We start from the raw sequence: 25419 nt of genomic DNA, 5'->3' as shown, positions 1-25419 counted from the left end.
CGGTCACTGTTTTCTACCGCGGGTTCGCCTACCGAACCGCTGGAGGTGTGCCGAGGCGTGCGCGTACTGATACTCGAATCCTCAGTCCCAGCCGACCGACCCTGGAGTACAGATGACGCCTTCCTTCCCTCCGCTCGCAACGTCGGTACATGCCGATGTGGCCGACGCCGTGGCGGTCGTGCGCATCGAGCGACCGCCGGCCAACGCGTTCGATCCTGCTTTGATCGCGGAGTTGCTCGACACCCTGAAGCCGTTGGCGGCGGACCCCGACGTGCGGTGCATCGTGCTGCGCGGAACGGGACGCTTCTTCGTGGCCGGCGCCGACATCCGAGTGATGCGTGAACTGTCGGAGGAGACGCAGCACGCGATGCGGCCCTGGATCGAAGTGCAACAGGTTCTCGAGACCGCTCCGAAACCGGTGTTGGCAGCCCTCAACGGGCACGCACTCGGCGGCGGAGCGGAGTTGTCCCTGGCCTGTGACGTGCGGGTGATGGCGGCGTCGGCGTCGATCGGGTTCCCGGAAATCGGCCTCGGACTGTTTCCCGGGGCGGGCGGCAGTCAGCGCTTGCCCCGCTTGCTCGGCGCGCATCGAGCAAAGCTCCTCATGATGGAGGGCCGGCGCCTGTCCGCAGAGGAGGCCCGGCAAATCGGTTTGGTGGACGAGGTGGTAGCCGACGACGAGTTCGACCAGCGGATAGACCGTCTCGCTGCAGACTGGGCGGCAAGACCGACGGCCGCAATCGGCCTCCTCAAGCGGGTAGTCGAAGCGGGGCGAACACTTCCACTCGATCAAGCATTGGACGCGGAGTTTGCAGGCGTCCTCGACCTCATCCGCACGGCCGACGCCGCCGAGGGTCTACAGGCCTTCCTCGACAAGAGGCCGCCGCATTTCACTGGCCGCTGACCTTGCTCGCCACCTCACCCGAAGGATGCTCATGACACATTCGATCGGACGGCGAACGTTTCTCGCCGTCGCGGCACTGGCCGCTCTCACCGTCGCCTCGACGTCCTGTACGCGGCCCGCGACCGAAGCAGCGCAGGGGAGCGGGCTCATCCGCATCTCCGTGGGCGTCGACCCGTCGTACGCGCCGATTTTCCTCGCCGATGCCGAGGGCATGTTCGACGACGCCGGACTGGACGTTCAGGTGATGCAAACCGAAGGCGGCGCTGCCGGCGCGCAGAACGTCGTGGCAGGGACCTCGGAGTTGTCCGGCAACGCCGACTCCACCGCGCTGACCGTGATGGCCGCGAATCCGTCGCTGCGCGCGCTCGGTGTGTTCGAGGATTCCGACCGCTATTTCCAGGTGGTCCTCCGCGAGGGTGTGGCGCCCGAGGACATCGAAACGATGGGTGTGTTCCCCGGTATCGGTCTCTACTTCACCGACTTGTATCTGCGGAGCCTCGGTCGAGATCCGGCCTCGGTCAAGCTGGTGAACACCAGTCCACCCGAGCAGCCGGCGCTGCTGACCCGCGGTGACATCGACGGGTTCCTCTCGTTCGATCCGTGGGTGGAGCAGGCCGTGGCGAACGGTGGTCGTGTCGCCGCGACGACCGGTGACTTCGGTGCCAAGTATTCACAGTGGATCTTGGCGTCCGATTCGTGGTTGTCGGCGAACGAGGACATCGCGGCCCGGGTGTTCGACGTGATCGCCGAGGCAGCTGCGATCGCCGATTCGGACCCCGACCGGGCTGCGAGGGCGATCTCCGACTCGATCCAGATGGATCCCGCCGCTGCCCGTCGTACCGTCTCCCAGATCGATTTCGGAGCGCGCGACTTCACGGACGACGACGTGGCCCGAGCACATCAACTGGTCACCTTCTTCCAGGGCCAGGGCAAGATCACCGGAGAAGTCGACACCTCGAGCGTTCTGCTCCGCGGGTGGGTCACAGACCACCTGAACCAGCCCCCGGCCTGACGCTCGGCGACGAAACGCCCGTCCGGTTCGGTCAGCAGAACAGATCGATTCACTGGTACGGGACCGCGACGTAGGTTCGGTTTCAGTGAACGGGCGGCCGCCCGCTGGGAACAAAGAAACGGAGTTCTTCTGGTGGAAAGCGCAATTCGCGTAATGGAGTTGTCCAGCCCGCTGAGCCGATTCGCCGGCCGCATCCTGGTCGGATTGGGATACGAGGTCATTCTGGTCGAACCGCCGGAGGGCGATCCGACGCGACGGGAACTCGACGGACACGCATTTTCACACTGGCACGCCGGGAAGAAGTCCGTTGCTATCGACCTCGAAACAACCGCGGGCCGTGCGGAACTGGCGCGACTGGTGGCCGGATCGGACGTCTATCTCGATGGCAGCGCCGTCGGCGAGGAGCCGATCGAGCCGGCACCGGGCCCGGTGCACGTCCGAGTCACACCCTTCGGCCTCGAAGGTCCGCGACGGCAGTGGTGCGCCACCGACCTGACGCTCGCGGCCCTCGGCGGGATGCTCGCCCAGGTGGGTGAACCCGATGGGCCCCCGCTGTCTCTTCCTCAGGGCCAGGCTGAACAACTCGCAGGAGTGAACGCCGCGATCGCGGTGTTGCTCGGTCTCCGGACGCGGCGTCGAGGACCGGTCCCCCAGATCGACGTCTCCGCACAGGAATGCGTGGCGGCCGGGCTGGAGGCCGGCGCCCTCGCCTATCTCCATGAGGATCGCGTCCCCGACCGCCCCGGCCGGGTGCACCCGCTGGTGCCGCACGGCCTGTTCCGGGCCGCCGACGGCTACGTCGGTGGAGGGCTCGGCGGAAGTCCCCGGATGTGGGATGCACTTGTCTCCTGGTTGGTCGAGGAGGGCGCCCAGGAGGATCTGGACGAACCGAAATGGGCTGACCCCATCGAGCGTAAAGCGCACCAGGACCACATCTTCGCCGTGCTGCAGCGTTTCCTGGACAAGTGGCCGAAGGAGGACTTCGCGCAGGCGGCGCAGCAACGCAAGCTGCCGTGGTCTGCCGTCGTCCGGCCGGACGAACTGTTGTCGAATCCCCAACTCCGAGAACGCGACTTCTTCGTCGACGTCGACGAGGCAGGGACCACCGTGCGGGATCTGGGCTTCTCCTTCCCCTTCCTGGAAGGAGCGAGGACCCAGGCTCTGCCGGTTCCGCCGATCGGTGCGCACCAGTTCCTCCTCGACGAGTCGGAACCGGAACGTCGCGAACCGACCGCGGCCGAGTCAGAACCGGACCTGCTCCCCCTGTCGGGCGTCCGGGTCCTGGACCTCACCTGGGTTCTCGCCGGTCCCTACTGCACTCAGATCCTGGCGGACCACGGCGCCGACGTCATCAAGGTCGAGTCTTCGGGCCGACCGGACCCCACCCGGTTCGCGCCGTTCATGCACCTGTCCCGCGGGCCACACGACGACCCGAACACCAGCGGGTACTTCAACGACGTCAACAGGAACAAGCGCAGCATCACCCTGGACACTCGTTCCGAGGCAGGGCTGGCCGTGCTCGCCGACCTCGTCGCGCAGTCCGACGTGGTGGTCGAAAACTTCAGTTCCTCGGTGATGGAGAAGATGGGCTTCGGGTACGAACGGCTGCGCTCCCTACGCCCGGACATCGTGTACGTGTCCATGTCGGGGACCGGCCACACCGGACCGCGACGCGACTGGGTCACCTACGCGGACATCGTCTCCGCCGCCACTGGACTGACCGCTCTCACAGGATGGAGCTCCGATGACGTCGTCGGAGTGATCTACGGTCATGGCGACATAGTCGCAGGATTACACGGCGCCGCAGCCGTTCTCGCCGCCCTCGAGCACCGAGAACGCACCGGTCGCGGTCAGCACATCGATCTCTCCCAGCTCGAGGCGATGGCATCACACATGGGCACCAGTGTGGTGCAGGCGACGGGCGCCGGACAACGCCCGGTTCCGCTCGGCAACGCCCATCCCGACATGTCTCCCCACGGCGTCTTCCGCTGCCTCGGACCCGACCGCTGGTGCGCGATCACCGTTCGTGACGACGCGGACTGGACTCGCTTGTGCGCGGTAATCGGCCGCCCGGAATGGGCGACGGACGAGCGTTTCCGCACACCCGGTGGGCGACGGGCGCACGAGGCCGACATCGCGGCGGCGATCACAGCCTGGACGTTGCCGCTACCGGCCGATCTCGTCACCGAGCAGCTCCAGCACGCGGGTGTTCCCGCCGGGACCGTACAGAACGGACGGGATCTCGTCGAAGCCGATGCTCACCTGCGTGCCCGCGGCTACTACGTGCCCGCCGCCCATCCCCGTGCGGGAACCTTTCTCCACCAGGGCGCTCCGATCCGGGTCGGGAAAGCCGTCACGATCCGGCGACCGGCGCCGGTGCTGGGCGCGGACACCGATGCCGTACTCCGCGAGGTCACCGGCTACTCCGCGGAGGCCGTGTCGCGGCTGCGAGCCGACTCGGTTCTCACCTGAGCCGGTCACTTCGATCCGGCTTTCCACTCGACATCACTCCCGAAGGACAGACCATGCGCGCAGCCCGCTTTCACACATTCGGCCACGACCCGATCATCGACGACGTCGAGGTGCCGACCCGAGAATCCGGACAGACCCTCGTCCGGATCGACGCGGCGGCACTGGGGCACCTCGATCTCACCGTCGGCAGCGGGAACTTCGACATCAAGCCGGCGCTGCCACACGTCGGAGGTACCGACGGGGCCGGCACGGTGATCGAATCGGATATCTTCGACGCCGGTACCCGGGTGCTGGTGCGGGGAGGCGGAGTCGGCCTCTTCAAACCCGGCTGCTGGGCCGAGTATGTCGTGGCCGCCGACAAGGTCTTCACGCCGTTTAATTCCGCCCTCGAACCGGCGATCGCGGCCACGTTCTTCCTCCCGAGCACAACCGGTTTCGTCGCGGTCCACGACGTCGCCCGCGTCACCGCCGGTGAGCGGGTCGTCGTGTCCGGAGCCGCCGGCGCGGTCGGGTCCATGGCGGCACAATTCGCGCTTCTCGCGGGCGCCGACGTGATCGGTGTGGTGCCGCGAGCGGATCAGGTACCGCTCGTGCCCAACGGTGTTCGACCGGTCGTCGGCCGCGGATCTGAACTGGCCGACGCCCTTGGACCTGATCCAGTGGCGGACGTGCTCGTCGATACCCTCGGCGGCGACTCGCTGCCCTACCTGCTCGAGCGGATCGTACCGGGCGGGCGGGCCGCACTGATCGGGTACACGCTGGGGACCGAACTTCCGATCGATCTGCCGAACTGGCTGCTCAGAGATGTTCAACTGCTGCCGGTCAACATGATTCGCAAGAGTGCACGACAGGCAGAACTCGCACCCGACCTCATCCGGCGTCTCGTCGAGGGCGAGATCGGAATGGCGGTTCAGGAGTTTCCGCTCAACGACATCGCGTTCGCACTGCAGATGATGCGGGAAGGGAAGGTCGCCGGCCGCGCGGTAGTCATCCCGTGACCGGCCTCCATCGCATGTTCGCCGAAGGAAGGTGACACCCGTGACGCCCGAATCCGATTCTCTGCCCCTGCCGGCGGCGATGACGATTCCGTCTCTGCTCGCCCAGCGTGCCACCGAGCGGGGTGATCATCTCGCCGTCCGGGCCGGGGACATGGAGGTGTCCTATCGTGAACTCGTGCAGCGTGCCGCAATGACTGCCGAGGAGCTCTCGCGGCGCGGAATATGCCGGGGTGACGCGGTGGCCGCGATATGTGCCAACCGCATCGAATTGATCGACCTGCTGCTCGGGTGTAGTTGGCTCGGAGCGGTCACGGTTCCACTGAATACAGCATTGCGTGGCGCCGCCCTCGACAGCGTGCTCGAGCAGTCCGGGGCGCGCCACCTGTTGATCGACCCGGCCTTCCTGCCCCGGCTCGACCAGACTCGGTTCACCGGTGAAAAGTGGGTACTCGGCACGTCGTCCGTTCCCGGGCCGGATGACCGCCGAATTCCCGGGCGAGCGGCCGACCCCGCGGTGACCGCACTCGACACGGCGGTGGTGTTGTTTACGTCCGGGACGACCGGTCCGCCGAAAGGTGTGCGCTGCCCTCATGCTCAATCACTCTGGTGGGGAGCGGGAGTGGGAGCGTCCCTGGGGCTCGGGCCCGACGATGTCCTGTACAACGGCCTTCCCCTGTTCCACACGAATGCGCTCAACACACTGTTCCAGGCGCTGGTTGCGGGAGGAACATTCGTGCTCGGCGAGCATTTCTCGGTGCGTCGGTACTGGCAGCAGGTGGCCGACAGCGACGCCACGGTGATCTACCTGCTCGGTGCGATGGTCGCGATGCTCACCGGCAGGGAACCCGGCCTGGAAGACAAGAAGCACCGAGCCACCCGTGCCCTGGCACCGGCGACGCCGGCCCGCCTGTGGGCCCCCTTTCGTGAGCGTTTCGGCGTCGAACTCGTCGACGGCTACGGCACCACCGAAACGAATCTCGTCCTCGGAACTGTCCCCGGCGACCGCCGTCCCGGCTATCTCGGAATCGTGCGCGAGGGCTACGACGCGAAGGTCGTCGACGACGCAGGTGCCACCGTCGTGGACGGTGTCGCCGGCGAACTGGTCGTCCGCACAGACCTTCCCGGAGGATTTGCCACTGGATACCTCTCCGAGCATGCGCGCGGGGTGGGCGACTGGTTCTACACCGGTGACCGGGTGGTCCGGGAATCCGACGGTTGGTATCGGTTCGTCGATCGGGCGCGCGACGTGATTCGTCGGCGCGGCGAGAACATCTCCTCGGCCGAGGTCGAGGAGGCGCTGTCCCGGCATCCGGCGGTAGAGCAGGTCGCGGTATTCCCCGTGCCCTCGGAACTCGCCGAGGACGAGGTGATGGCTGCTGTGGTCCTCCGGTACGGAATACAGTCGAGCCCCCTCGACTTACGCCACCATGCGGCACACCAGCTGGCGTACTTTGCTCTGCCGCGATTCATCGATTTCGTCGGTGAGCTTCCGTTGACGGAGACCGGCAAGGTCCGTAAGGAAGTACTTCGTGCGCGTGGGGTCGGCAGCAACACCTGGGATGCCGACGCCGTCCCGTCCCGGTGACCCGGCAACCGCCTCGAACTACCGGTTAGCGGCCGCACCCGTTGAACGAGCACATCGCGGGCGTGCACGGCTCGCCGCCGGAGATGTCGGTCGCCGAATATCCGCAGCGCATCGCGTGCAGTGCTCGGGAAATTCCAATGCCCGCGGTTCGTAGTGCACCGGTGACCCGGCTGACGTTGAGCCGCGCCGTCGGACCTGTTACCGACAGGGCACCGGCGAGGGTTCGGGGTCCGCTGAACACCGGCACCGCAACACTCATGTAACCGATGCGGGTCTCTTCGACTTCGACTGCAAGTTTCTCGTTGCGCATGCGGTCGAGTTGCTGGCGCAGGACCGCGACCGACATCGTGGTGCGGGTGGTGAGGGCTGTGAATCCCTGCTCGATCACCTCGTCGAACACCGACTGCGGTGAAAACGCCAGGATCATCTTTCCGGTCGCGGTGCAGTACAGCGGCAATCGGCCCGCCACCCGCGACTGCTGTTGCAATCCGCGGTGTCCGACGATCTTCTCGATGTAGAGCACGTCGATTCCGTCCCGTACCGCGAAATGCACCGTCTCCTGCGTTGCCAGCAGCAGGTCTTCCATGTACGGCAGGGCGGCGTCACGCAGGATGCGCTGCCGGGGGACGAGCTGTCCGAGTTCGAACAGCCGCAGGCCCAAGCGGTACTTCGTGCCCGCCCGCTCGAGGAGCCCCCATTCGACGAGTTCACCGGCCAGCCGGTGCACGGACGCCTTCGCGACACCACTTCGACGTGCGAGCTCGGTGAGCGAGAGGTCGCTGTGCTCACTCCCGAACGCGTCGAGAATGAGCCGCGCCTTGCCGAGAACGGACGACATGTCCTGTCCCACAGCACGGTGTGCCGACGGGATCGGTACGACGTGGCCGAGGCCGACCGAATGCTGCGCCTCTGTAGTCACTGCTGCCTCCTGGCGATCGGCGGGGCATTCGTCCCGTTCACAGCCACGCTAGGGCCGGACGTCGGCGAGACGCACGGGATTGGGTCCGGTCACCGGACCCGTCTCAGATCTTCGGGTACGGCCCGAACGTCCGGTGAGTTCAGAAAGGACCGGACCGCTGCGGCCACCCGCGGTGCCTCACGCTCGATCAACGCAACGGTCCCGTCCTCGATCACCTCTTCACGCACAACCCGTGCCCCGGTAAGGCCCTTCCTCAACATTGGTACGTGGGGCATCGAGAACGGGTCTGCGCCGGCGGCGAGCAAGAGCACCGGTGCCCTGACCGCTCCGATGCGGTCCGCCATGAGGTAGCGAGCGCAGGCGCGGTGTCCCTCGGCCGGATCGACACCGTACGCAAGGGCGTCGCGCAGGAAGCGGTCGAGCAAATTCGTCACCGGGGCCGGGTAATACGGTCGTCTCAAATTCCAGAGGGTCTGCAGGTGGCTGCCGTCGGGTTCACGGACGGCGCGGTCCACGCCTCCCGAACCCGATTCGTCGTTACGGTCACTCCCCTCCGTCCACGGGCAGGAGGACAACACCACAGCATCGACCTCACCGGGGCGGCCGGCAGCCATCTCCATCGCGACCGCGGCGCCGGTGTGATGACCGAGGACCGCCACCGGTCCGGCGTTCACGGCGTCGAGAAATTCCCAGGCGGCGTCGGCGAACGACTCGATCGTCTGCGGCGCAGCGAGGGACGCACTCGCTCCGAACCCCACCATGTCCAGAGCGAGAACGCGAAACTCGTCGTCCAGGAGCGGGATCAACTCACGGAACTCGTCCCAGGACCGCGGAGTCTGATGCAGCAGGAGGAGCGGCCGCCCACTGCCCGATTCCGCATAGTGCAATTGCCCGAACGACGTGTCGGCGTAGCCGAACCGTATCGCCATCAGTAAGCCGCGACCATGGGTGTGTCCACGCCGATCACGTCGATCTTCGCGGCGCCGCCCGGATTGCCGACCGGTTCCGCCCGGGTCGGCAGAACCTCGAGGAAGAAACGCTTCCCGTCCTCCTTGAAGTCGGGGTCTGCCTTCCGATCGACCGTGATCGCCTCGACCGGGCAGGCGAGTTCGCAGGCGCCGCAGTCGATGCACTCGTTCGGATTGATGTAGAGCTTGCGCTCACCCTCGTAGATGCAATCGACCGGGCACTCCTCCATGCAGGAGCGGTCCATGTAGTCGATGCACGCCTCGCCTATGACGAATGCCATTGTCAGCTCTCCTTTTCGGTGGAATGACCCGGGAAGATCTCTGCATCCGGATCGAGGACGGCCGCGGCGTTGTTGACCGCGGTCGCGGCCTCGCCGAATCCGACGGCAATGAGCCGGACCTTCCCCGGGTAGTCGGTGATGTCACCGGCCGCATACACGCGCGGCACGATCGTCTCCATTCGGGTATTGACGACGATGTGACGCGAATCGATTTCGAGTCCCCACTCCGTCATCGGCCCGAGGTCGGCGGTGAATCCGAGAGCGGCGATGACGGATTGCGCCGGCAGTGTCGTGGTGGTCTCGTCGAGTTTGTGCGCGACGTCCACCTCTGCGACCCAGCCGTTGCCGCGGACTGCGGCGATGTCCGCATTGACCAGCATGCGCACGGTGCTCTCGCGGACCTTCGTCACCGTCGCCGCGTGTGCACGGAACTTGTCGCGACGATGCACCAAGGTCACCGACGACGCGATCGGCTCGAGATGGACCGCCCAGTCGAAGGCGCTGTCGCCGCCGCCCACGATCACCACGTCCTTACCGGTGTGCGCGGACAGGTCGGGCACGAAGTAGCTGAGACCGCGATCGACGAATTCCTGTCCCTTCACCAGAGGGCGCGGCGTGAATGTCCCGATCCCGCCGGTGATCACGACCGCACCGGCGGTGACGGTGCGACCTTTGCTCGTCCCGATCACGACACGTCCGTCCTCGGTGTGTTCCAGTGACCGGGCCTGCTCGCCGAGCAGATATGCCGGGTCGAACGGCGCGGCCTGCGCGAGCAATCCATTCACGAGATCTCGCCCTTTGACGGATGGAAAGCCCGCGATGTCGAGGATCGCCTTCTCCGGGTACATCGCGCTCACCTGGCCACCGGGCTCGGACAGAGCGTCGAGAACGGCGACGCGGAGTCCGCGGAAGCCGGCGTAGTACGCACCGTAGAGACCGGCGGGGCCGGCACCGATAATGAGAATGTCGACGTCGAGGTCCGTGCCGGTCGACGCGTTGAGCGAAGCGTTCATGCCGGCAACGCTAATCATGTTGCGCCACCGGATAAATGAAACCGGTCCGGTCAGCAGACTGTGTTCGGCCCTGCCCATGAACATGGAAAGGCGGGTCGACCGACACCATGCCGGCGGACCCGCCTGTACTCGAATTCTGTTGTCACCCAGTGCTTATGTGCACCCGGGCCGGCGAAGGACTACTACTTGACCCCGTACCGGGTCAGGTATCGGCCCGACAACAGTCTCAGGACACGATCGAACAGAAAGCCCATGATTCCGAGCACGATGATGCCCACGAAAGTCCAGTCGATGCGCCCGTAGTTCCGGGCCTGCCAGATCATCGAACCGATGCCGTGATCGGCTGCCACGATCTCGGCTGAGACGATGGTCAGGAAGCTGTTGCCCATCGCGAGGCGGGCGCCGGTGACGATGCCCGGTACCGACGACGGCAACACAACCGTCTTCATGATCTGCAGTTTGCCTGCCCCCAGGTTGGCGGCGGCCTGCAGCTTGTTCTCGCTGATCGCGACGGTCGCGGCAATCGTGCTCACGGTGACGATGAACACCGACGTGTAGAAAATCAGCACGATCTTGGACGTCTCACCGATCCCGAACCACACCACGGCCAACGTCACGAACGCAATCGGGGGAATGAACCGGAAGAATTCGATATACGGATCGAGCAGTTGACGCACGAGGTTGACGCGGCCCATGAGAATGCCGACGGGTGCGCCGATCACGACGCCGAGACTCCACCCGACAAGAATGCGCTGAGCAGACGCCCAGATCGAGGTCCAGAGGACACCGCTTTCCGCCAGTTCCCTCGCTGCTGTGACCACTTGAACAGGAGAGGCGATGGTCGTCGGTCCGTACCACCAGGCAAGAAACGACCACACCCCCAGACCGATGACCGCGGACGCGACCCACAGCGCCGCCGTGCGCACGGCGGCCCCACCTGCGCTCGACCGTCTCTTTCGGGCCGGTTGCACTCGTTCGCCGCGGGTGTGGACGGTGTTCTGTACCACTGTGGTCATAGCTGGTCCTCCTCGATGCCTTGGTTGCGGAGTGACGCCACGACCTCGGCGCGGATGTCGTCACGCAATTTCTCGTACATGTCGATCACGTCGGGATGCGCCCTGTCCCGCGGACGCTGTGCGTGCACCTCGTAGATGCTCTTGATTCGCGCCTTGGGTCCGGCCGACATCACCACGACACGGTCGGCGAGCGTCAAGGCCTCGTCGATGTCATGAGTGACGAACACGACGGTGCACCCGGTGTGCCGCCAGATTCTGTCGAGCTCGACCTGCAGGACCTGCCGCGTTTGCGCGTCGAGCGCGCCGAAGGGTTCGTCCATCAACACCAGCGACGGTTGGTTGGCCAGAACTCGCGCGATCTGAACGCGTTGCCGCATACCGCCCGACAGTTGTGCCGGGAACTTCTTCCCCGCATGTGGGAGACCGACCATCGCGAGGTACTCGGCGGCGATGCGCGCCTGTTCGGCCTTGCCGGCGCCGTGCATCCTGGGCCCGTACGCGACGTTCTGGGTCACGGTCATCCACTCGAACAGTGCCTCGGAACTCTGAAAGACCATGCCGGCGTGTGGGTTGCTGCCGTTCACCTCGTCGCCATCGCACGTGATCTCGCCGGCGCCGGGCTCGATGAAGCCGGCCATCGCGGAGAGCAGTGTCGACTTGCCGCACCCCGACGGGCCGAGCAGGCACACGAACTCACCCGGTCGCACCTCGAGGTCGATTCCCGACACGATCTCGGCAGCTCCGAAACTGATGCCCAGATCGCGGACCTCGACGGGCACACCCGTAACTGTCCTGTCTGTGGTTGCGGTCATTTCTTCTCCTCCTGGTACCAATCGAGCAGCATGGCCGAGGCCAGATCCGGCTGCTCGGAGAGAACGCCGATCTTCCTGTAGAAGTCGACGATCGACTGTGCGGACTCGATGCTCTTGTCGGTCAGGTTCTCGACGCCGAAGTCGATTTCGTCGACCGCGGTGATCGTCTGGTCATCGGCGACGTTGACGGCTTTCCTCGTCGCGGCGGCGGCAGTTCGGGGATCGGACTCCACCCGCGCGGTGGCGTCGACGAGCACCTGGGCAATCGCACGGGCGGTGGTTTCGTTCTTGTCGAGCCAGGGCTCGGTCGTGATCGCCCAGTGGTGGTAGAACCAGTCGAAGTCTCCGGTGACGGCTGCGACGTGCCCGCTGCCCTGTGCGAGTGCGGTGGCCGGCCACGGTTCCCAGAGGACGTATCCGTCGATGTCGCCCCGATCCAGGAGCGCCGGCATGTCTGTGGGAGTGGCGGAGACCATCTCGACCGAGTCTGCGGGAATTCCGTTGGAAGCGAGGTACTTGTCGGTCGAGATTTGGCTCAGCCCCGGGACGATGCCCATCTTGCGGATGTCGGCGGCCGTGTCGACCCCGTTGCGCAACACCACCTTGAGGTAGTCGCCCGACACCTCGTACGAGTACATCGCCCGCAGGGAAGGATTCTGGCGTAGCTGCGCGATCGTCGTGGTGTCCGAACTGCCGGCCAGCTGGACCTGGCCGGAAGCCAGCGCGTCGACGGCTTCGCCACCTCGGCCGAACTGCACCAGCTCGATGTCGAGGCCGGCATCGGCGAACATGCCCTCCTCGTCGGCGACGAAGAAGGGCGCGTACGACGCGTCGATACCCACGGCTATCCGGAGTGGGCCGCCGGCGGCGTCGGCGACGGACTGCGTGGCGGGACGGCTGCACGCCCCGGTCGTGACTGTGAGGATCACCGCCGCTGAGGCAAGTGTCACCCTGCCGAGTATCGATCTCCAAGCCATGCTCGTACATCTCCTCTTGTGATCCAGGCCTCATCGTGGCGTTGTGGTGAGAAACCTAATGGCACCTCGGTGCGGGGTGAATCAACCGGGTCCACCGTGCGGACCGGGCCGCAAAACTTACCTGCGGGGAACATAGCGGCTGGTAGGAGCGACTTGTTCGAAACGCAAAGGAAACAAATCGGCGCTCCGGTTAGGGCCGCCGCCGCGATGACCACAAGCCACCCGGCCCTTCGAATGCATGAAGCCGGCCACGCCCGAGGACGCGGCCGGCTTCGCGGTGATGCTGTCGGCTCCGGTCAGACGACGCTCTTCGCGCGCGCCGATGCCTTCGCCAGGAACTCCAGGCTCAGGGGGTTGTACAGTGCCGCCTGCTCGTGCTGGGGCCAGTGACCGCATTCCGGATACAGCTGCAGCTGCGCACCGGCGATGTCCGCGGCCATCTTCTCGGCCTCGGGCACGTCACCGAACGGGTTGTCGTGGCCCCATACGACCAGTGTCGGTGCCTGGATGCGCGCGAGCCGATCGGGCCGGAGCAGATTTCGCTGGCGCGTGTCCATGTCCTGCAGCGACAGCAGATTGTGAATGTTCGCGACGAAGTCAGGCTGATGGTAGATCCGGTGCCGGGCCTCCACCAGTTCCTCGGTAGCGTCGACCGGATCGTGCATCAGTAGGTGCAGCCGGGCCCGGGTCAGTTCGATGTCATCGCTCTGGACGGCCTTGGTGGTCGAGGTGCGAATGCGCTGCATCACGTCGGGGTTTGCGACGGTGCCTCCGGCGGCGAGCAATTGCAGCGACAGCACTCGCTCGGGCTGTTCACTGGCGAGGTACGCGGCGACCCAGCCGCCCAGCGATTCTCCTACGAGGTGCACCTTGTCCAACCCGACCGCGTCGAGATAGTTCACGAGATGTTCTACATAGCGCGGAATTTCGTACGGGTAGTCCGGTTTGCCCGTGTAGCCGTGGCCCAGCATGTCGATCGCGTGGCATTCGTAGTACGGAGCGTGTGCGGCGATGTTACGCGCGAAGGCCTCGAGGTGGCCGCTGGTGCCGTGGAGGAAGATCACCGCCTCCTCGCCTGTGCCGGCCTGTAGCGACCGGGTGGGAATTCCGGCTGCATCGACCGTCTTCACCGCGAAGTCGAGTCCGGCGAGTTCATTCCAAATTGTCATGTCTGTGTCCTTTGTCGGGAGTAGAGAGTTGAGGAAATTACGGCGCGAGCGCCCGTGTGGTCGGATCGAGGACGACGACGCCCATCCCCGTGAGCCATTCCGGCATCGGCTCATAGGCGAGGCGTTCCGCGGGAACATAGTTCACCATCGCGGCCATCATGAGCCAGGTGCGGAGTTCTTGCGCACCGTTACCTGCCTCGGTGTCGACCTCGTCGGTCGAGAATTCCGCGAGTTCGGCCGCCTTGCCGGTCTCGAAGAGATCGAGTATCCGGTCGTCGAACTCCGGTGAGATGGCCGCCTCGGCCGCACGGATGATCTCCCGCCGGCGCACGTCGTAGTCCGACCAGTTCTCGCGACCGTCGAGCCAGGCCTGCACCATGAAGTCGTCGTTCTCACCGTGCGGGTCACGCCAGTCCGGCCACGGCAGCCGGTGCGACAGACCACCGGACGCGATCACGACCACCCGTTTGTCGTACGGATACGAGGTGATCGCCTCGCGAAGCGCGTGTGCGAGAGCCTCACAGCGCCCGAAGGTCGGCAGCGGTGGCGCGAAGACGTTGACGACCAAAGGCACGATCGGCACGTCGATGTCTGCCAGCAGGTACTGGATGGCATGCGACTGACCGTGGTCGATCTGCAGGCGAGCGGAGTACGCGAGATCGAATCGGCCGCTCTCCACTACTTGGGCGGCGAGGTGCCCGGCCAGGTCCACGTCGACACGCTGTTGACCCTTCGGGGTACCCGACTCGCCGCTCGCGATGCATTCGCCCACGCCGAGTGTAAAGGGCGGGATGAGGTCGAGCCAGAATCCTCTGAAGTGATTCGACCCCAGGAGAATCACTACATCGGGCCGCGCCGCGGCAATCCGTTCCCGCGCCGCGAACAGCGCCGACCGGAAGCGTTCCGCCTCGGCTTTGTGTGTCGTTTCCTCCCAATGGGTGTTCATGAGGGTGCTGTGCGAAGCACCCACCCCCAAGACGATCTCGGCCATCAGCCGGCTCCTACTTCCTCGAGTGTGCGGGTGACCGTGTCGACGGCGACCCGGATCAGGTACCGGGTCAGCTTCTCGGCCTCGGCAAGGTCGACGGTGTTCATGCCCATGGCGAAGTCCATCTCGAACGGTGCGTCCACGACCTTGGGCATGCCGACGCGGACGGTCGGGATGCCACGATTGCGCAGAATGTTCGCGTCCGTGGCGCCACTGCCGTCGCGGACCACTCGGTGCGGTTGACCCTCGACCGCCTCCCAGGCCGCTACGGCGCTGCGGCAGAGCCACATCCGCTCGTCCGACGTCTCGCCCGGGATCGACAGGATCTGCTCGACGTCGATGCGGGCGTCCAGTTCGGCGGCAATCTGCCGCACGGCCTCGACCAACTCGCGTCTGGCGGCGGTAGGTGTGGTCCGTGGGCTCAGACGCAGATCCACCATCATCCGCACCTGAGCCGGGGTGAACGAGGCGGTCCGCTCCCACCCGCCCCGAATGTTCGCGACCATGCCCTGGGGCAGCACCAGCCCATCCTGGTGCGCCTGCGAGTATTGCGGGAACCATTGTTCCAGGCGTCCTGCCACCGCACCCGCCAGCGCGACGGGGTTGCGGTACGGCAATCGGTGCCGGGATCCGACGTAGGTGTGGGTGCCGTGCACCGTGATTTCGAACCAGGCCAGGCCCACCTCCTCCCAGGACACCGTCCACCCTGGCTTGGCGATGAGCGCGAAATCTGTCCAGACTCCCTGTTCGAGGAGGAACGAACAGCCCACTCCCTGGCCGGTATTGCGACGTGGGTTTCCCACGCCCGGTCGAGGATTCGTCGGCATCCCGCCGGCGCCGAAAGCCGCGATCAAGTTACCCGTCAGCGGTATTCCCGCCGCGTGCACTGCTTCGATCGCCGCCATGACGCAGGCGGCGTGCCCCTTGGGATTCGACGCACCGAGACCGATGACGTAGTCGCCCTGGCTGTCGGCCCGCGCCGTCATGTCGGGGCGGAGCGTCTCCGCCGCCCAGGGCAGGTCTTCCTCGCTGTTGCCACTGGTGACGGTGTCGATCGGGGCGTACAGCATGAGGTCCGGCCCCGACCCGTCACCGCGCAGCCGTGCCCACGAGTTGGCCTGGCGGTCGTCGAGATCCATCGTGTGCGCTTCGATACCCCCGGCTGCGAAAGTCTCCGTGATGTGCCGAGCGAGTGGCGCTTCGTCGCCGGTCGGACTGGCGATGTCCACCAGACCGGTGATCAGCTCCCGCAATCGCTCACGGTCGACCGTCGCCCACGCCTGTTCGGTCCAGGTGCGGCGCCGCACGTCGAGGCCGGCGAGCGGGGTGGCGGTCGCGGCCGTCACGAGTTGATCCGGTGTACCTGGGTGTTGCTGCGCGCGGCGAGAAAACGCCATGCCCTCGGCACGCCGGTGGCGAGCAGGACGCCGAAAGTGACGCCGGTCAGAGTCTTGACCATCGAATTCTCCTCTAGTCGGCGTCGGCCGCGGCGGGTGCGCTCGACCCGTTGGCCGACTCGGTGGATGTAGCCGGCCGCGCAATCTTCCGCGCCGCGGAGGCGCGGCGCTCACGAACCGGTCGATCAGGTGTTGGCGGCGCGAACGCAGCTGCAGCCGAGATCTTTTCGCCGTACTCCTCTTCGGCGAGATTACGCCAGGTGGTGAGCGAGACGTCGGGTCGGTACAGCTTCTCCGGCGGAGCGTCGGTGACGCTGACCATCCACTCGTCCTGTCCCGAGAACTGGCCGTGGAACAACCACCGCACCGCACCGAGGTATTTGGCGTAGAAGCCGAGACTCTTCACCCCGGTCTCGAAGTTGACCATAAGCCCGACGTACTGGTGATGATCCTCGTCGACAGGGACATAGAACTCGTAGTGGATGAAGTTGGGATAGGCGATCCGCAGCACACCGGGCATCGACAACGATGCGAAGCCAGGGAAGTTCTGGGCTGCGATCACCGGATTCACCTTCAGGCCGGCGCCGACGTTTCCGATCTGCGAGATCTGGCTCTCGTCGGGCTTCTTCTTCCACCAGCGCTTGTTGGTCCACTTCCCGACGCCGGGGAAGTCGGCCTCCCAGTAGACTTCCTCTTGGACCCGGTAGATCCACCTGCCCTCCGGGACGATGCTCGTGATATTCCACGTCGGCATCGGCTTGAACAACCGCCACAATGCGGTGCGGTGCAAGTACTTCGCATGCCCTTCGTCGAATCCGTTCTCGCACGCGAATCGCCAATTGCCGCCGCGGGGTTGGATCCGGCCACCGACGACGCCTTCGTTCTCGACGAGTTCACGGGGCAACTGTTCGTCGATCGGCGGCACGGGCTCGTGGGCGATCGGGATATACACCCAGACGAGGCCCAAGCGTTCTTCCACCGAGTAGGTCTGCACGGACAGTTTGCCGCAGATCTTCGAGTCCGGACCGTCGGTGATGACGGCGGCCAGTTTGCCGTCGGCGAGTCGGAACGTCCACCCATGGTAGGGACAGCTGACGGTTCCCGGGAACTGCTGATCACCCTCCGACAGCGGGACGCCACGATGGGGGCAGCGGTCGTGCAGTGCATAGACTTTGCCTGCGTCACGGATGAGCGCGAGTTTCTCGCCGCAGATCGTGTGGCTCGTCGGATCACCAGTTACGTGGTTCGCCCACGTCACCGGATACCAGTATCCGCGGTAACCACTGCCTGCCTCGTTGTATCGAGGCCAGGCGGTCCAGTCCTGCCGACCGGCCGCGCGCGGCCTCTCCGGGAGAACCTGCGGGTTCTCCGGCGCCTCGACACCAGTCATGTGAAGTCCTCTCGAGATGAGATCAAGTGATGCAGTGAATCTTCCGATCGACTGCCCTGTACCTCAACAAATCCGGTTCGCTCAGCAGACCGGGTTCACTGTCGCCGAGATGGCAGTGTCGTCGTGATCACCGCGCTACCCTCCGCGCACAAGGACCCGTCGTCGGCGTGTTCGACGAGGGCTACCTCGATCCGGTCACCCTCGATACGGGTGACAGTTCCGCTGACCGTGAGGACACACCCCACGGGGGCGGGTGCTCGGTTGCGCCACATCACGGACGTCACCGCACCGCCCTCCCCGGCCACATGGGAGGCCGCCCGGAAGAACAGCACCCCCTGCAACTGGGCCATCACCACCGGTTCGGGGAGGCCCTCGACATGGGCATAGTCGGTGTCGTAGTGGATGCGGTGCGCGTTGTGCGTGGCAGCACCAAAACGTAAGACTCGGATCGGATCAGACTGCAGCGCAACCTGTTCGATAGCGTCTCCGACCTTCCATCGGCCAATGGGCGTCATCGGACGATGAACCGTTCCGTGACAATTGCCAACGTGACCGATTCCGTGACGCGGTAGGTCTTGGACACGGTGATCAGTAGGAACTCGCGGCCGTCACTGCCCTTCCGGTCGACACCGCACACGGTGCGGGTGACCTCGATGGGCTCGCCGAGCGGAGGAGCCGAACAGAACTCGATGTTCTGTCCTCCCGCCAGCAGGCGCACGTCCAGCCCCGCCGTGCCGGGCACCTCATCGGCGAACATGCCGTCGGGCCGATACTCCTCGCTGTCGGCGCCGTCCGGTCCTCGCAGAATACTGGGCAGGTACATCGGGTGGACCTGGAAGTCGTCTCGTCCGGGGTCGAGAAATCGGGGATCGCGCTCCGCCGACGCCCGTGCGAATGCCACGGACTCTGCTGCTCTCAGCGTCCCGAGGTTGCGGCGCGTGGTGGTACCGATCATCCGGTGGGCGTGTTCGAAGGCTGAATCGAGTCCAGTTCGCATGGGCGGACACTAGATCCGGGGGTCGCGGCGTCACCACGGTCCCGGACCGTCCAGCGGACCGAGATACTTCCGTCGCCGCCACCGATCGGGTCAGGTGTGTTCATGGCACATCCACCGAACAGTCTCTACGCCACCGCCTCAGGTGTGAAATTCCATTATCACGACATGGGCGAGGGGTTTCCCACGATCTTTCTGCACGGTGGGGGCCCCGGCTGCACCGCGTGGTCCGATTTCGGTCCCGTCGCACCACTCTTCGCCGACGATCGTCGAGCCGTGCTCGTCGACATCCTCCAATACGGCAAGTCCGACAAGTGCACCATCATCGGACCGATGTGGGACTTCCACGCCGCCAAGGTGGTCGCCCTCCTCGACGAACTCGGCATCGCCCGAGCGGATTTCGTCTGTAATTCTTGGGGCGGGACGATCGCACTGAATCTCGCGGCGAAGTACCCGGATCGGGTACGTGCACTGGTGATCACTGGAAGCATGCCGGTCTTCTACGGACCGCTCGCCCCCTTGCCGGAGGACGGCCGTCGTGGCCGCAACGCCCGCGACGTGTACTACGGCGGCGACGGTCCCACCCGGGAGAAGATGCGGCAACTGATCACTCGCCTCGAATGGTTCGACGGAGACCAGCTGCCCGACGAGACCCTCGAGATGCGGTACCGGCAAAGTCTCGATCCCGACGAGATGGCGCTGGCCGCGGCGTCGGACAATCCGCGTGGGGACTGGCAGGATCTGACAACCGAACTCGGAATGATCGAGGCGCCGGTTCTGTTCGCGTGGGGAATGCACGACGCCTTCCTGACCCCGGACTATCCGCTGATGCTGGCCCGAATGATCAAGCACGGCCACCTCTACGTGATGGACCGCGCGTCTCACCACCTGCAGGAGGAACGTCCGCACGACTATTACTCCCTCGTGACGGGGTTCCTCGAACAGCGACACCCGTGACGACGAGCAGCACCTGCTCGGAGCTACACCCCGCACCACCCGCGGGTATGACACGCATCCGGCTCGTCCTCGTCCTCGGTGTGCTCACCGCACTGGGCCCCTTCACGGTGGATATGTATTTACCGGCACTACCGGCCATCGCCGTCGACTTCGAGACCTCGGAGTCGACGGTGCAGCTGACACTCACCGCAACACTGATCGGTCTCGCTTTCGGACAGCTGATAATCGGCCCGGTTTCCGACCGCTACGGTCGGCGGCGTCCACTCCTGCTGGGGACGGCAGTCCATGTCGTCGCGTCCGTGGCGTGCTATTTCGCGCCGACCATCACGGTGCTGGGTGCGTTCCGGACAGTCCAAGGGGTGGGTGCCGCGGCGACTGTGGTCATCGCGACCGCCGTCGTCCGGGACCTCTTCTCAGGTCGTGCCGCCGCTGTCATGTTCTCCCATCTGATGCTGGTCATGGGTGTGGCCCCGATCCTGGCGCCGAGCATCGGCGGACTCCTCATGACCACCATGTCGTGGCACGGTGTGTTTCTCGTGCTGGCCGTGCTCGCGGCTCTGCTGATGCTGATCGGTGCCGTCGCACTGCCCGAAACGCTTCCGCCCGAGCACCGGAGCCGACGGGGACTTGCCCCTGCACTCCGGACCTACACCCGGCTTGTCCGCGATCGCCGCTTCACGACGCTCGTCCTCGTGTGTGGACTGAGCCGTGCGGTCCTGTGGGCGTATATCGCCGGATCCTCATTCGTCATGCAGAGGGAGTTCGAACTGGATCCGACCGTGTACGGAGTGGCATTCGCGGCCGGCGGGGTCGTCCTGATCGGGGCGGCGCAGGTCAACGTTCGGCTGCTGGACCGCTGGTCCCCCGCCCGCATCTGCATCGTCGCGCTCGCCGTCAGCGTCACCGTGGGAGTCGTGTTCATCGCGGTGGCTCTCCATGGCGATGCGGGATTTGCGGGATTCGCGGTACCGGTGCTGATCTTGCTGTGTGCGACAGGTTTCGTGATGCCGAATGCGCCGGCTCTGGCGTTGACCCGGCACGGCGAGGCGGCCGGCACGGCGGCGGCAGTCGTCGGGTTCGCGCAGTTCGGCACAGCGGCCGTGGTGGCTCCGGTCGTCGGCGTCCTGGGAAACACCGCGCTGGCCGTGGCCGTCGCGATGACCGGCTGTGCTGTCCTGGCCGTTCTCGCGCTCGGGTTCGGTGTCAGGCCGATCGCGCGACGCCATGGAGGGCGCGACTGATATTCGCACCCGCGGCCGTCAACGGCTTCGCCGTCCGCGCGACGTTCATCCGCGACGTCGTGGTGGTCACGCTGACTGCACCGACCACCATCGAGCCGGCGAAGACGGGTGCCGCGATACTGGTCAGACCGAGTCCGACCTCCTCGACCTCCAATGCGAACCCTTCTTGCCGGACCCGATCGAGTTGCCGGCGAAGGCGGAGAGCAGAGGAAACGGTCCGAGTGGTCAGGGCAGCGAATCCACGCGCGACGACCTCGTCGAACATGCTCGACGGCGAGTACGCGAGGATCGCCTTGCCTGTCGCCGTGGCCTCGATCGGCAATCGGCCCGCGACCCGCGACGGGAGCGGGGCGCTGCGGTGACCCGAAATTTTCTCCACGAACATGACGTCGAGGCCGTCCCGGATCGCCAAATGCACCGTCTCGAGGGTGAGAGTGTGCAGGTCCTGCATGAACGGAACCGCGGCATCCCGGATGATGCGTTGTGTCGGGACCAGCTGGCCGAGTTCGAAGAGGCGCAGTCCCAGCCGGTAGTCGGTTCCCACCCGCTCCAGGAACCCGATCTCGACCATCTCCCCGGCAAGGCGGTACACGGTCGCCTTCGCCACCCCGCTCCGCCGCGAGAGCTCGGTCAACGACAGCGCTCCGGACTCCGTATCGAAGCTGTCGAGTAGCAGTCGCACCTTCTCCAGCAACGACGCGTTCATGTACATCCTCCGACAGGCACGGTCCACTCAGCGGACCCGTCAGTCGAGCATACGCGCGGTTGCCGACGCGTCCGTTCATCGTGCACAGCCGAAATTGGTGTCATTGCTCGGCGTGTGCGGCGGCGTAGGCCTCCCAGACCTCGGGGCGTAATCGGCCGCGGTCGGGCACGGGGAGGCCCTGGCCGCGGGCCCACGCGCGGACCTCGGAGGTGGACGGCGCGGACGCCTCGGCGGCAGTGTCGTTGTCCGCCGGTGCGCCCGGGGCGGGTGCTGCGGTGTCGACATCGGCCCAGATGTGGGCGGCCGCAAGGTACCGGTAGGTCCATTGTTCGGCGAGGGCGCGGGTTTCGCAGAAGACGAGCGGCACGTTCGGCCAGCGAATCTGGAGTTCGGCGAGCCCGTCCGCGACGATGGCGGGCCGGACCCGGTCGAGGGCGTAGATAGCCGAGTAGCGGTCCTCCACCACGACGGCGGCGCGGGGTAGCGCAGCGAGTTCGGCGAGGGCATAGCGCAGTTTTCCGCTGGTAAGGCTCGATACCAGGTCGGGGAGTGATTTGCGTTCGACCGAGGCGATCAAGGTGTCCTCGCGCAGCAGTCCGTAATCTCCACACGGTAGGGCGCGTTTGACCGTGGTGACCTGCTGGTCGGCGAACCGATACGGGTATCGCTCGTGCGAGTCGACGACGATGTGCAGGTCGGCGATCCCGGCGGCGCGGGCGGTGGGCGTGCTGACCTTTGGTCTGGCTTGTTTACGGGTGCGCGGGGACTGCCAGAACACCATGTCACGGCCGCGGGCGGTGGTGAAGACGATCTGGGACCGGTTCTCCCTTCCACGGTCGAGGATGAGGTCGATGGCGGCGCCGCGCCGGGCGCACGACCGCAGTCGTACGCGTTCGACAACCTCGGGGTGTTCGGGCCACTCGCTGACCGGAACGGGATGGCAGTACAGCGCTTTGGTGCGGGGCCAAGTTCCTGCGGTGCGCAGCACGAGGCCGCCGTCGATGGGCAGCCGGAGCAGATAGGGCAGCTTAGAATCCGGGTCCGGATTGGAAGCAATGAGCAACTCCATTTACTCAGGTTCTCACTGATCCGCGATTCGTCGGCGAAGGCGGCGCCGGGTTTCGTGTCCGGGTGAGGCTCGGGCTCGGCTCGGGGCCGCCCTGTTGATTGTGCAGTCGGTCCATGAACTGACGACCACTGCCACCACGCTGCTTCCAACGGGCCGCCGTCACCTGCCCGGCGCGCACACTGATAGTGGCGCAGATCCGAACGACGAAAAAGGGGGACCGCGGAGGTCCCCCTTTTCCGTCTGGCGCACTCGATCACTCGGTCAAGTGTTGTTCCAGGTCCCGACCCCGGCCGCGCCGGTAGATCACAGCTCCGTAGATTGCGCCGATCACAGGTAGCAGTGGCATCAGTGCCACGACGAGCGAGTCACTTCCAGTGACTTCCTGATAGTGGGCGATGATAATCGTGCAAATACTTGTCAGCCCGATTCCGGCCAAGGTAGGGGCAAGCCGCGAAGACCAGATACCCTCGTTCACCAGACCCTTGAATGACGCGACCACGACACTGATGCAGCAGCCGATCATCAATGCGGTCAACGACAGCGACGTGATTCCGGAGACCGCCGGGAATAGATTGATGATCGGATCCGACTGGGCGATCACGAACGGCGCCAGAACAATTATCGAGATCGCTATCTGCACCGCGCCGCTGATGTAGGGCGTTCCGTAGCGACGGTGGACCGTGGCGAACCGTGACGGGAGCAGGCGCGACCTGCCCAGCGCGAACATATAGCGAGAGGCCATGTTGTGGAACGCAACTCCGGACGCTAAGAAACTGAAGGCGACGATGATGCTCAACGCGCCGCCGGCCCAGCTACCGAGATAGATGTCAGCGGTTCGGAAGATGAGGCTGCCCGGATCTTCCGCAGCAACAGCTTGGACGTCGTCGAATGCCGCGACTATCGACCATGTCGATCCCATGAACACCAAGACCAGGAGAACCAGCGCGCTGTAGGTCGCGACCTGGATACTCCGCCGCGCCGCTTTGGCCTCTTCACCGTAGATGGCGGTAGCCTCGAAACCGGAGAATGACAGGATGCAAAACACCAGCGACAGAGCAATGTTGCCGTCGAACATCCGGTCGGGGCTGAAGACGTCCATGGAGAAGCCACCGGGACGCTGGATCATGATGGCTATACCCAGCCAGATGATAATGGCGAATTGTGCTATCGAGATGACCGTCGTGACTGTCTTCGCGATCCCGACGCCGATGTAGCCGAGGGCGGCGGTGACGATCAGAGCGACAGCGCCATAGACATACCATGGTAGGTGGATGCCCGCATAGGTGCTGACAGCGATGTCCGTGAAATATCCTGTCGCCGCAATCATTCCACCGGCTGCGAGGTTGTACGCAATGGCGGCGACGAAGGCGGCTCCAGCGCCGGTAGCTTTGCCGAGCCCGAATCCGATGAAGGCGTAGTAGGCACCGGCGTTGAAGACCCGCCGACTGAGCACGACGTATCCAGCGGTGAAGATTGCCAGGAGTGCGCCGACGAGCAGGAGGAGCCCGACCATTCCACCACCGACACCGAAGGCAAGGCCCAGCGACAGGTTCGAGGCCATGGCCGTGAGCGGTGCGGCGGCAGCCACGACCATGAAGACCATTCCGGGAATACCAATGGTGTTCGGTTTGAGATGGCCGGCTGCAGACTCTCCCGCTGCGTGTTCTTGTTGGACGGTCAATGTTGTCTCCTACGATAGGGACGCGTCTACGTCGTGACGGACTCGCAGACCGGGCGTACCGAACGCGGCAGAGGCGCGAGCGTGATTGCGCCGAGCTGCCGAGGCTCGGGAATGAGTCGCGAGCGACGCTTGGTGGCTGAGTCTGTGATGGCTGATTCAGTGTTCAGTGCGGCCCGGGAAGATGAACTCACCGTGGTCGTTGTACGTCCACGGCAGCTCCTCCCGACTCGGGGAGGTTTCGAGCAGTTCGATCACGTAGTGGGTGACGGTCTCGTTGCGTAGATTCCGAATCCGGTGTGGATTGAGGGGTTTGGTGCTTCCGACCGTCTTGTACAGCACGAAGCCGGGCTCCGCGTTCTGCACGATTCCCCACTCCTCGTCCCCGAGTTCCTGCCCCTGCACCTGGCCGGCGTCCGGCCAGATCACGACGTGATCATGATGATGCTGATGAAAGTCGAACATCCCCCCGGGGGGAAGGGTCATTGTCCACACCCGAACCCGGTCGTTCTCGAAGATGAGGGTGTCGCCGGGAGTCGGGGGGATCGGATTGGGGTTCTCGGACATGGACTCTCCTGTGAATCTTGGTGGCGTCGTGCCGAACCTTCTGCACATGCGGCGCGCAACGATCATGGGCCATCGGTCAGATCGAGTATTCCTTGAAGTCCGCTGATTGGATTCAAAATGAACTTTTTGGATCTCGTGGGTCGAAAGCATGCCACCGAGGTCGCCTGGAGTCAATGGCTGGTTCATCCGGCTACGTGCACGTCAGATCGATGTTTCGGCTAAGTATCGCCGTACTTCGAACCCCCTCGGCTGGGCGCAGAGCGGACGCCCAAATGGCCGCCGAAAGCGGTCGCAGTAGCCATCCTG

24 protein-coding genes are annotated in these 25419 nt (G+C 65.3%); 7 read left to right on the top strand and 17 right to left on the bottom strand.

The genetic code is table 11. From position 1 onward, the window contains the following. Positions 1-112 precede the first annotated feature (112 nt). The 5 genes from GFS60_RS16990 to GFS60_RS16970 all read left to right on the top strand — a co-directional run bounded on the left by GFS60_RS16990 (position 113) and on the right by GFS60_RS16970 (position 6971). Positions 113-904, top strand: a complete 792-nt coding sequence (locus GFS60_RS16990; RefSeq protein ID WP_159922938.1) for an enoyl-CoA hydratase/isomerase family protein — start codon at positions 113-115, stop codon at positions 902-904. Positions 905-935: 31 nt separating this feature from the next. Beyond that, positions 936-1916, top strand: a complete 981-nt coding sequence (locus tag GFS60_RS16985; RefSeq protein WP_159922936.1) for an ABC transporter substrate-binding protein — start codon at positions 936-938, stop codon at positions 1914-1916. A gap of 153 nt (positions 1917-2069) precedes the next feature. Further along, a complete protein-coding gene (locus GFS60_RS16980; RefSeq protein ID WP_236603176.1) occupies positions 2070-4388 on the top strand; it encodes a CaiB/BaiF CoA-transferase family protein in 2319 nt (772 codons plus the stop codon). A gap of 53 nt (positions 4389-4441) precedes the next feature. Next, positions 4442-5386: a quinone oxidoreductase family protein gene (locus GFS60_RS16975; protein WP_159922934.1), complete on the top strand. Its 945-nt coding sequence runs from the start codon at positions 4442-4444 to the stop codon at positions 5384-5386. 40 nt (positions 5387-5426) lie between these two features. Beyond that, complete coding sequence (locus tag GFS60_RS16970; RefSeq protein WP_159922932.1) at positions 5427-6971, top strand: AMP-binding protein; 1545 nt, start codon at positions 5427-5429, stop codon at positions 6969-6971. A gap of 25 nt (positions 6972-6996) precedes the next feature. On the opposite strand, the gene GFS60_RS16965 is transcribed toward GFS60_RS16970, so the two are convergent. The 13 genes from GFS60_RS16965 to GFS60_RS16905 form a co-directional block, all read right to left on the bottom strand. After that, complete coding sequence (locus tag GFS60_RS16965) at positions 6997-7890, bottom strand: IclR family transcriptional regulator (protein ID WP_159922930.1); 894 nt, start codon at positions 7888-7890, stop codon at positions 6997-6999. An 89-nt stretch (positions 7891-7979) separates the two neighbouring features. Further along, positions 7980-8819: an alpha/beta fold hydrolase gene (locus tag GFS60_RS16960; RefSeq protein ID WP_159922928.1), complete on the bottom strand. Its 840-nt coding sequence runs from the start codon at positions 8817-8819 to the stop codon at positions 7980-7982. After that, positions 8819-9139, bottom strand: a complete 321-nt coding sequence (locus GFS60_RS16955; RefSeq protein ID WP_159922926.1) for a DUF362 domain-containing protein — start codon at positions 9137-9139, stop codon at positions 8819-8821. Before GFS60_RS16955 ends, GFS60_RS16960 begins: the two co-directional genes overlap by 1 nt. A 2-nt stretch (positions 9140-9141) precedes the next feature. Next, the gene (locus GFS60_RS16950) at positions 9142-10152 is read right to left on the bottom strand and encodes an NAD(P)/FAD-dependent oxidoreductase (protein ID WP_159922924.1); all 1011 of its coding nucleotides are present in this window, start codon (positions 10150-10152) and stop codon (positions 9142-9144) included. A gap of 182 nt (positions 10153-10334) precedes the next feature. After that, positions 10335-11168 carry an ABC transporter permease gene (locus GFS60_RS16945; RefSeq protein WP_159922922.1) on the bottom strand — a complete coding sequence of 278 codons (834 nt, stop codon included), beginning with the start codon at positions 11166-11168 and terminating at the stop codon, positions 10335-10337. Beyond that, a complete protein-coding gene (locus GFS60_RS16940; protein ID WP_159922920.1) occupies positions 11165-11980 on the bottom strand; it encodes an ABC transporter ATP-binding protein in 816 nt (271 codons plus the stop codon). Before GFS60_RS16940 ends, GFS60_RS16945 begins: the two co-directional genes overlap by 4 nt. Beyond that, complete coding sequence (locus GFS60_RS16935) at positions 11977-12930, bottom strand: ABC transporter substrate-binding protein (RefSeq protein WP_236603175.1); 954 nt, start codon at positions 12928-12930, stop codon at positions 11977-11979. The genes GFS60_RS16940 and GFS60_RS16935 overlap by 4 nt, the downstream gene beginning before the upstream one ends. A gap of 323 nt (positions 12931-13253) precedes the next feature. Beyond that, on the bottom strand, positions 13254-14126 hold the full coding sequence (locus GFS60_RS16930) for an alpha/beta fold hydrolase (protein WP_159922916.1): 873 nt from the start codon (positions 14124-14126) through the stop codon (positions 13254-13256). Between the two features lie 37 nt (positions 14127-14163). After that, positions 14164-15117: a catechol 1,2-dioxygenase gene (locus GFS60_RS16925; RefSeq protein ID WP_159922914.1), complete on the bottom strand. Its 954-nt coding sequence runs from the start codon at positions 15115-15117 to the stop codon at positions 14164-14166. Further along, positions 15117-16460: a M20 family metallopeptidase gene (locus tag GFS60_RS16920; protein ID WP_159922912.1), complete on the bottom strand. Its 1344-nt coding sequence runs from the start codon at positions 16458-16460 to the stop codon at positions 15117-15119. The genes GFS60_RS16925 and GFS60_RS16920 overlap by 1 nt, the downstream gene beginning before the upstream one ends. 124 nt (positions 16461-16584) lie before the next feature. Beyond that, the gene (locus GFS60_RS16915) at positions 16585-17901 is read right to left on the bottom strand and encodes a Rieske 2Fe-2S domain-containing protein (protein WP_159922910.1); all 1317 of its coding nucleotides are present in this window, start codon (positions 17899-17901) and stop codon (positions 16585-16587) included. A gap of 95 nt (positions 17902-17996) precedes the next feature. Continuing rightward, positions 17997-18416: an acyl dehydratase gene (locus GFS60_RS16910; RefSeq protein ID WP_159922908.1), complete on the bottom strand. Its 420-nt coding sequence runs from the start codon at positions 18414-18416 to the stop codon at positions 17997-17999. After that, a complete protein-coding gene (locus GFS60_RS16905) occupies positions 18413-18898 on the bottom strand; it encodes a hypothetical protein (protein ID WP_236603174.1) in 486 nt (161 codons plus the stop codon). Before GFS60_RS16905 ends, GFS60_RS16910 begins: the two co-directional genes overlap by 4 nt. A gap of 102 nt (positions 18899-19000) precedes the next feature. On the opposite strand from GFS60_RS16905, the gene GFS60_RS16900 reads away from it, so the two are divergent. Both GFS60_RS16900 and GFS60_RS16895 read left to right on the top strand, forming a co-directional pair. Beyond that, positions 19001-19852, top strand: coding sequence for an alpha/beta fold hydrolase (locus tag GFS60_RS16900; RefSeq protein WP_201453391.1), 852 nt, complete (start codon positions 19001-19003; stop codon positions 19850-19852). A gap of 47 nt (positions 19853-19899) precedes the next feature. Next, complete coding sequence (locus tag GFS60_RS16895; protein WP_236603173.1) at positions 19900-21093, top strand: multidrug effflux MFS transporter; 1194 nt, start codon at positions 19900-19902, stop codon at positions 21091-21093. Here the strand turns inward: GFS60_RS16895 and GFS60_RS16890 are convergent. From GFS60_RS16890 to GFS60_RS16875, 4 genes are all read right to left on the bottom strand, one after another. Next, positions 21056-21799, bottom strand: coding sequence for an IclR family transcriptional regulator (locus GFS60_RS16890; protein ID WP_159922902.1), 744 nt, complete (start codon positions 21797-21799; stop codon positions 21056-21058). The two genes, GFS60_RS16895 and GFS60_RS16890, sit on opposite strands and share 38 nt — an antisense overlap. A gap of 100 nt (positions 21800-21899) precedes the next feature. Beyond that, positions 21900-22868, bottom strand: coding sequence for an ERCC4 domain-containing protein (locus GFS60_RS16885; protein ID WP_159922900.1), 969 nt, complete (start codon positions 22866-22868; stop codon positions 21900-21902). 253 nt (positions 22869-23121) lie between these two features. Next, a complete protein-coding gene (locus GFS60_RS16880) occupies positions 23122-24549 on the bottom strand; it encodes an APC family permease (protein ID WP_236603172.1) in 1428 nt (475 codons plus the stop codon). Between the two features lie 156 nt (positions 24550-24705). Further along, positions 24706-25113: a hypothetical protein gene (locus GFS60_RS16875; RefSeq protein ID WP_159922898.1), complete on the bottom strand. Its 408-nt coding sequence runs from the start codon at positions 25111-25113 to the stop codon at positions 24706-24708. Between the last annotated feature and the right edge of the window lie 306 nt (positions 25114-25419).

It is taken from the genome of Rhodococcus sp. WAY2, from assembly GCF_009859915.1.
In the GTDB taxonomy this organism is placed as follows: Bacteria; Actinomycetota; Actinomycetes; order Mycobacteriales; family Mycobacteriaceae; genus Rhodococcus_F; species Rhodococcus_F oxybenzonivorans.
The sequence above is the reverse complement of the archived record's forward strand: the minus strand, read 5'-3'. Positions and strand labels throughout refer to the sequence as shown.

What these genes read in the sequence shown, in the direction of transcription:
- GFS60_RS16945 (WP_159922922.1), bottom strand. Translation starts at nt 11,168, where the DNA reads ATGACCACAGTGGTACAGAACACCGTCCACACCCGCGGCGAACGAGTG.
- GFS60_RS16900 (WP_201453391.1), top strand. Translation starts at nt 19,001, where the DNA reads ATGGCACATCCACCGAACAGTCTCTACGCCACCGCCTCAGGTGTGAAA.
- GFS60_RS16910 (WP_159922908.1), bottom strand. Translation starts at nt 18,416, where the DNA reads ATGACGCCCATTGGCCGATGGAAGGTCGGAGACGCTATCGAACAGGTT.
- GFS60_RS16975 (WP_159922934.1), top strand. Translation starts at nt 4,442, where the DNA reads ATGCGCGCAGCCCGCTTTCACACATTCGGCCACGACCCGATCATCGAC.
- GFS60_RS16990 (WP_159922938.1), top strand. Translation starts at nt 113, where the DNA reads ATGACGCCTTCCTTCCCTCCGCTCGCAACGTCGGTACATGCCGATGTG.
- GFS60_RS16960 (WP_159922928.1), bottom strand. Translation starts at nt 8,819, where the DNA reads ATGGCGATACGGTTCGGCTACGCCGACACGTCGTTCGGGCAATTGCAC.
- GFS60_RS16980 (WP_236603176.1), top strand. Translation starts at nt 2,070, where the DNA reads ATGGAGTTGTCCAGCCCGCTGAGCCGATTCGCCGGCCGCATCCTGGTC.
- GFS60_RS16985 (WP_159922936.1), top strand. Translation starts at nt 936, where the DNA reads ATGACACATTCGATCGGACGGCGAACGTTTCTCGCCGTCGCGGCACTG.
- GFS60_RS16925 (WP_159922914.1), bottom strand. Translation starts at nt 15,117, where the DNA reads ATGGCCGAGATCGTCTTGGGGGTGGGTGCTTCGCACAGCACCCTCATG.
- GFS60_RS16940 (WP_159922920.1), bottom strand. Translation starts at nt 11,980, where the DNA reads ATGACCGCAACCACAGACAGGACAGTTACGGGTGTGCCCGTCGAGGTC.
- GFS60_RS16930 (WP_159922916.1), bottom strand. Translation starts at nt 14,126, where the DNA reads ATGACAATTTGGAATGAACTCGCCGGACTCGACTTCGCGGTGAAGACG.
- GFS60_RS16915 (WP_159922910.1), bottom strand. Translation starts at nt 17,901, where the DNA reads ATGACTGGTGTCGAGGCGCCGGAGAACCCGCAGGTTCTCCCGGAGAGG.
- GFS60_RS16905 (WP_236603174.1), bottom strand. Translation starts at nt 18,898, where the DNA reads ATGCGAACTGGACTCGATTCAGCCTTCGAACACGCCCACCGGATGATC.
- GFS60_RS16895 (WP_236603173.1), top strand. Translation starts at nt 19,900, where the DNA reads ATGACACGCATCCGGCTCGTCCTCGTCCTCGGTGTGCTCACCGCACTG.
- GFS60_RS16890 (WP_159922902.1), bottom strand. Translation starts at nt 21,799, where the DNA reads ATGAACGCGTCGTTGCTGGAGAAGGTGCGACTGCTACTCGACAGCTTC.
- GFS60_RS16955 (WP_159922926.1), bottom strand. Translation starts at nt 9,139, where the DNA reads ATGGCATTCGTCATAGGCGAGGCGTGCATCGACTACATGGACCGCTCC.
- GFS60_RS16875 (WP_159922898.1), bottom strand. Translation starts at nt 25,113, where the DNA reads ATGTCCGAGAACCCCAATCCGATCCCCCCGACTCCCGGCGACACCCTC.
- GFS60_RS16885 (WP_159922900.1), bottom strand. Translation starts at nt 22,868, where the DNA reads ATGGAGTTGCTCATTGCTTCCAATCCGGACCCGGATTCTAAGCTGCCC.
- GFS60_RS16950 (WP_159922924.1), bottom strand. Translation starts at nt 10,152, where the DNA reads ATGAACGCTTCGCTCAACGCGTCGACCGGCACGGACCTCGACGTCGAC.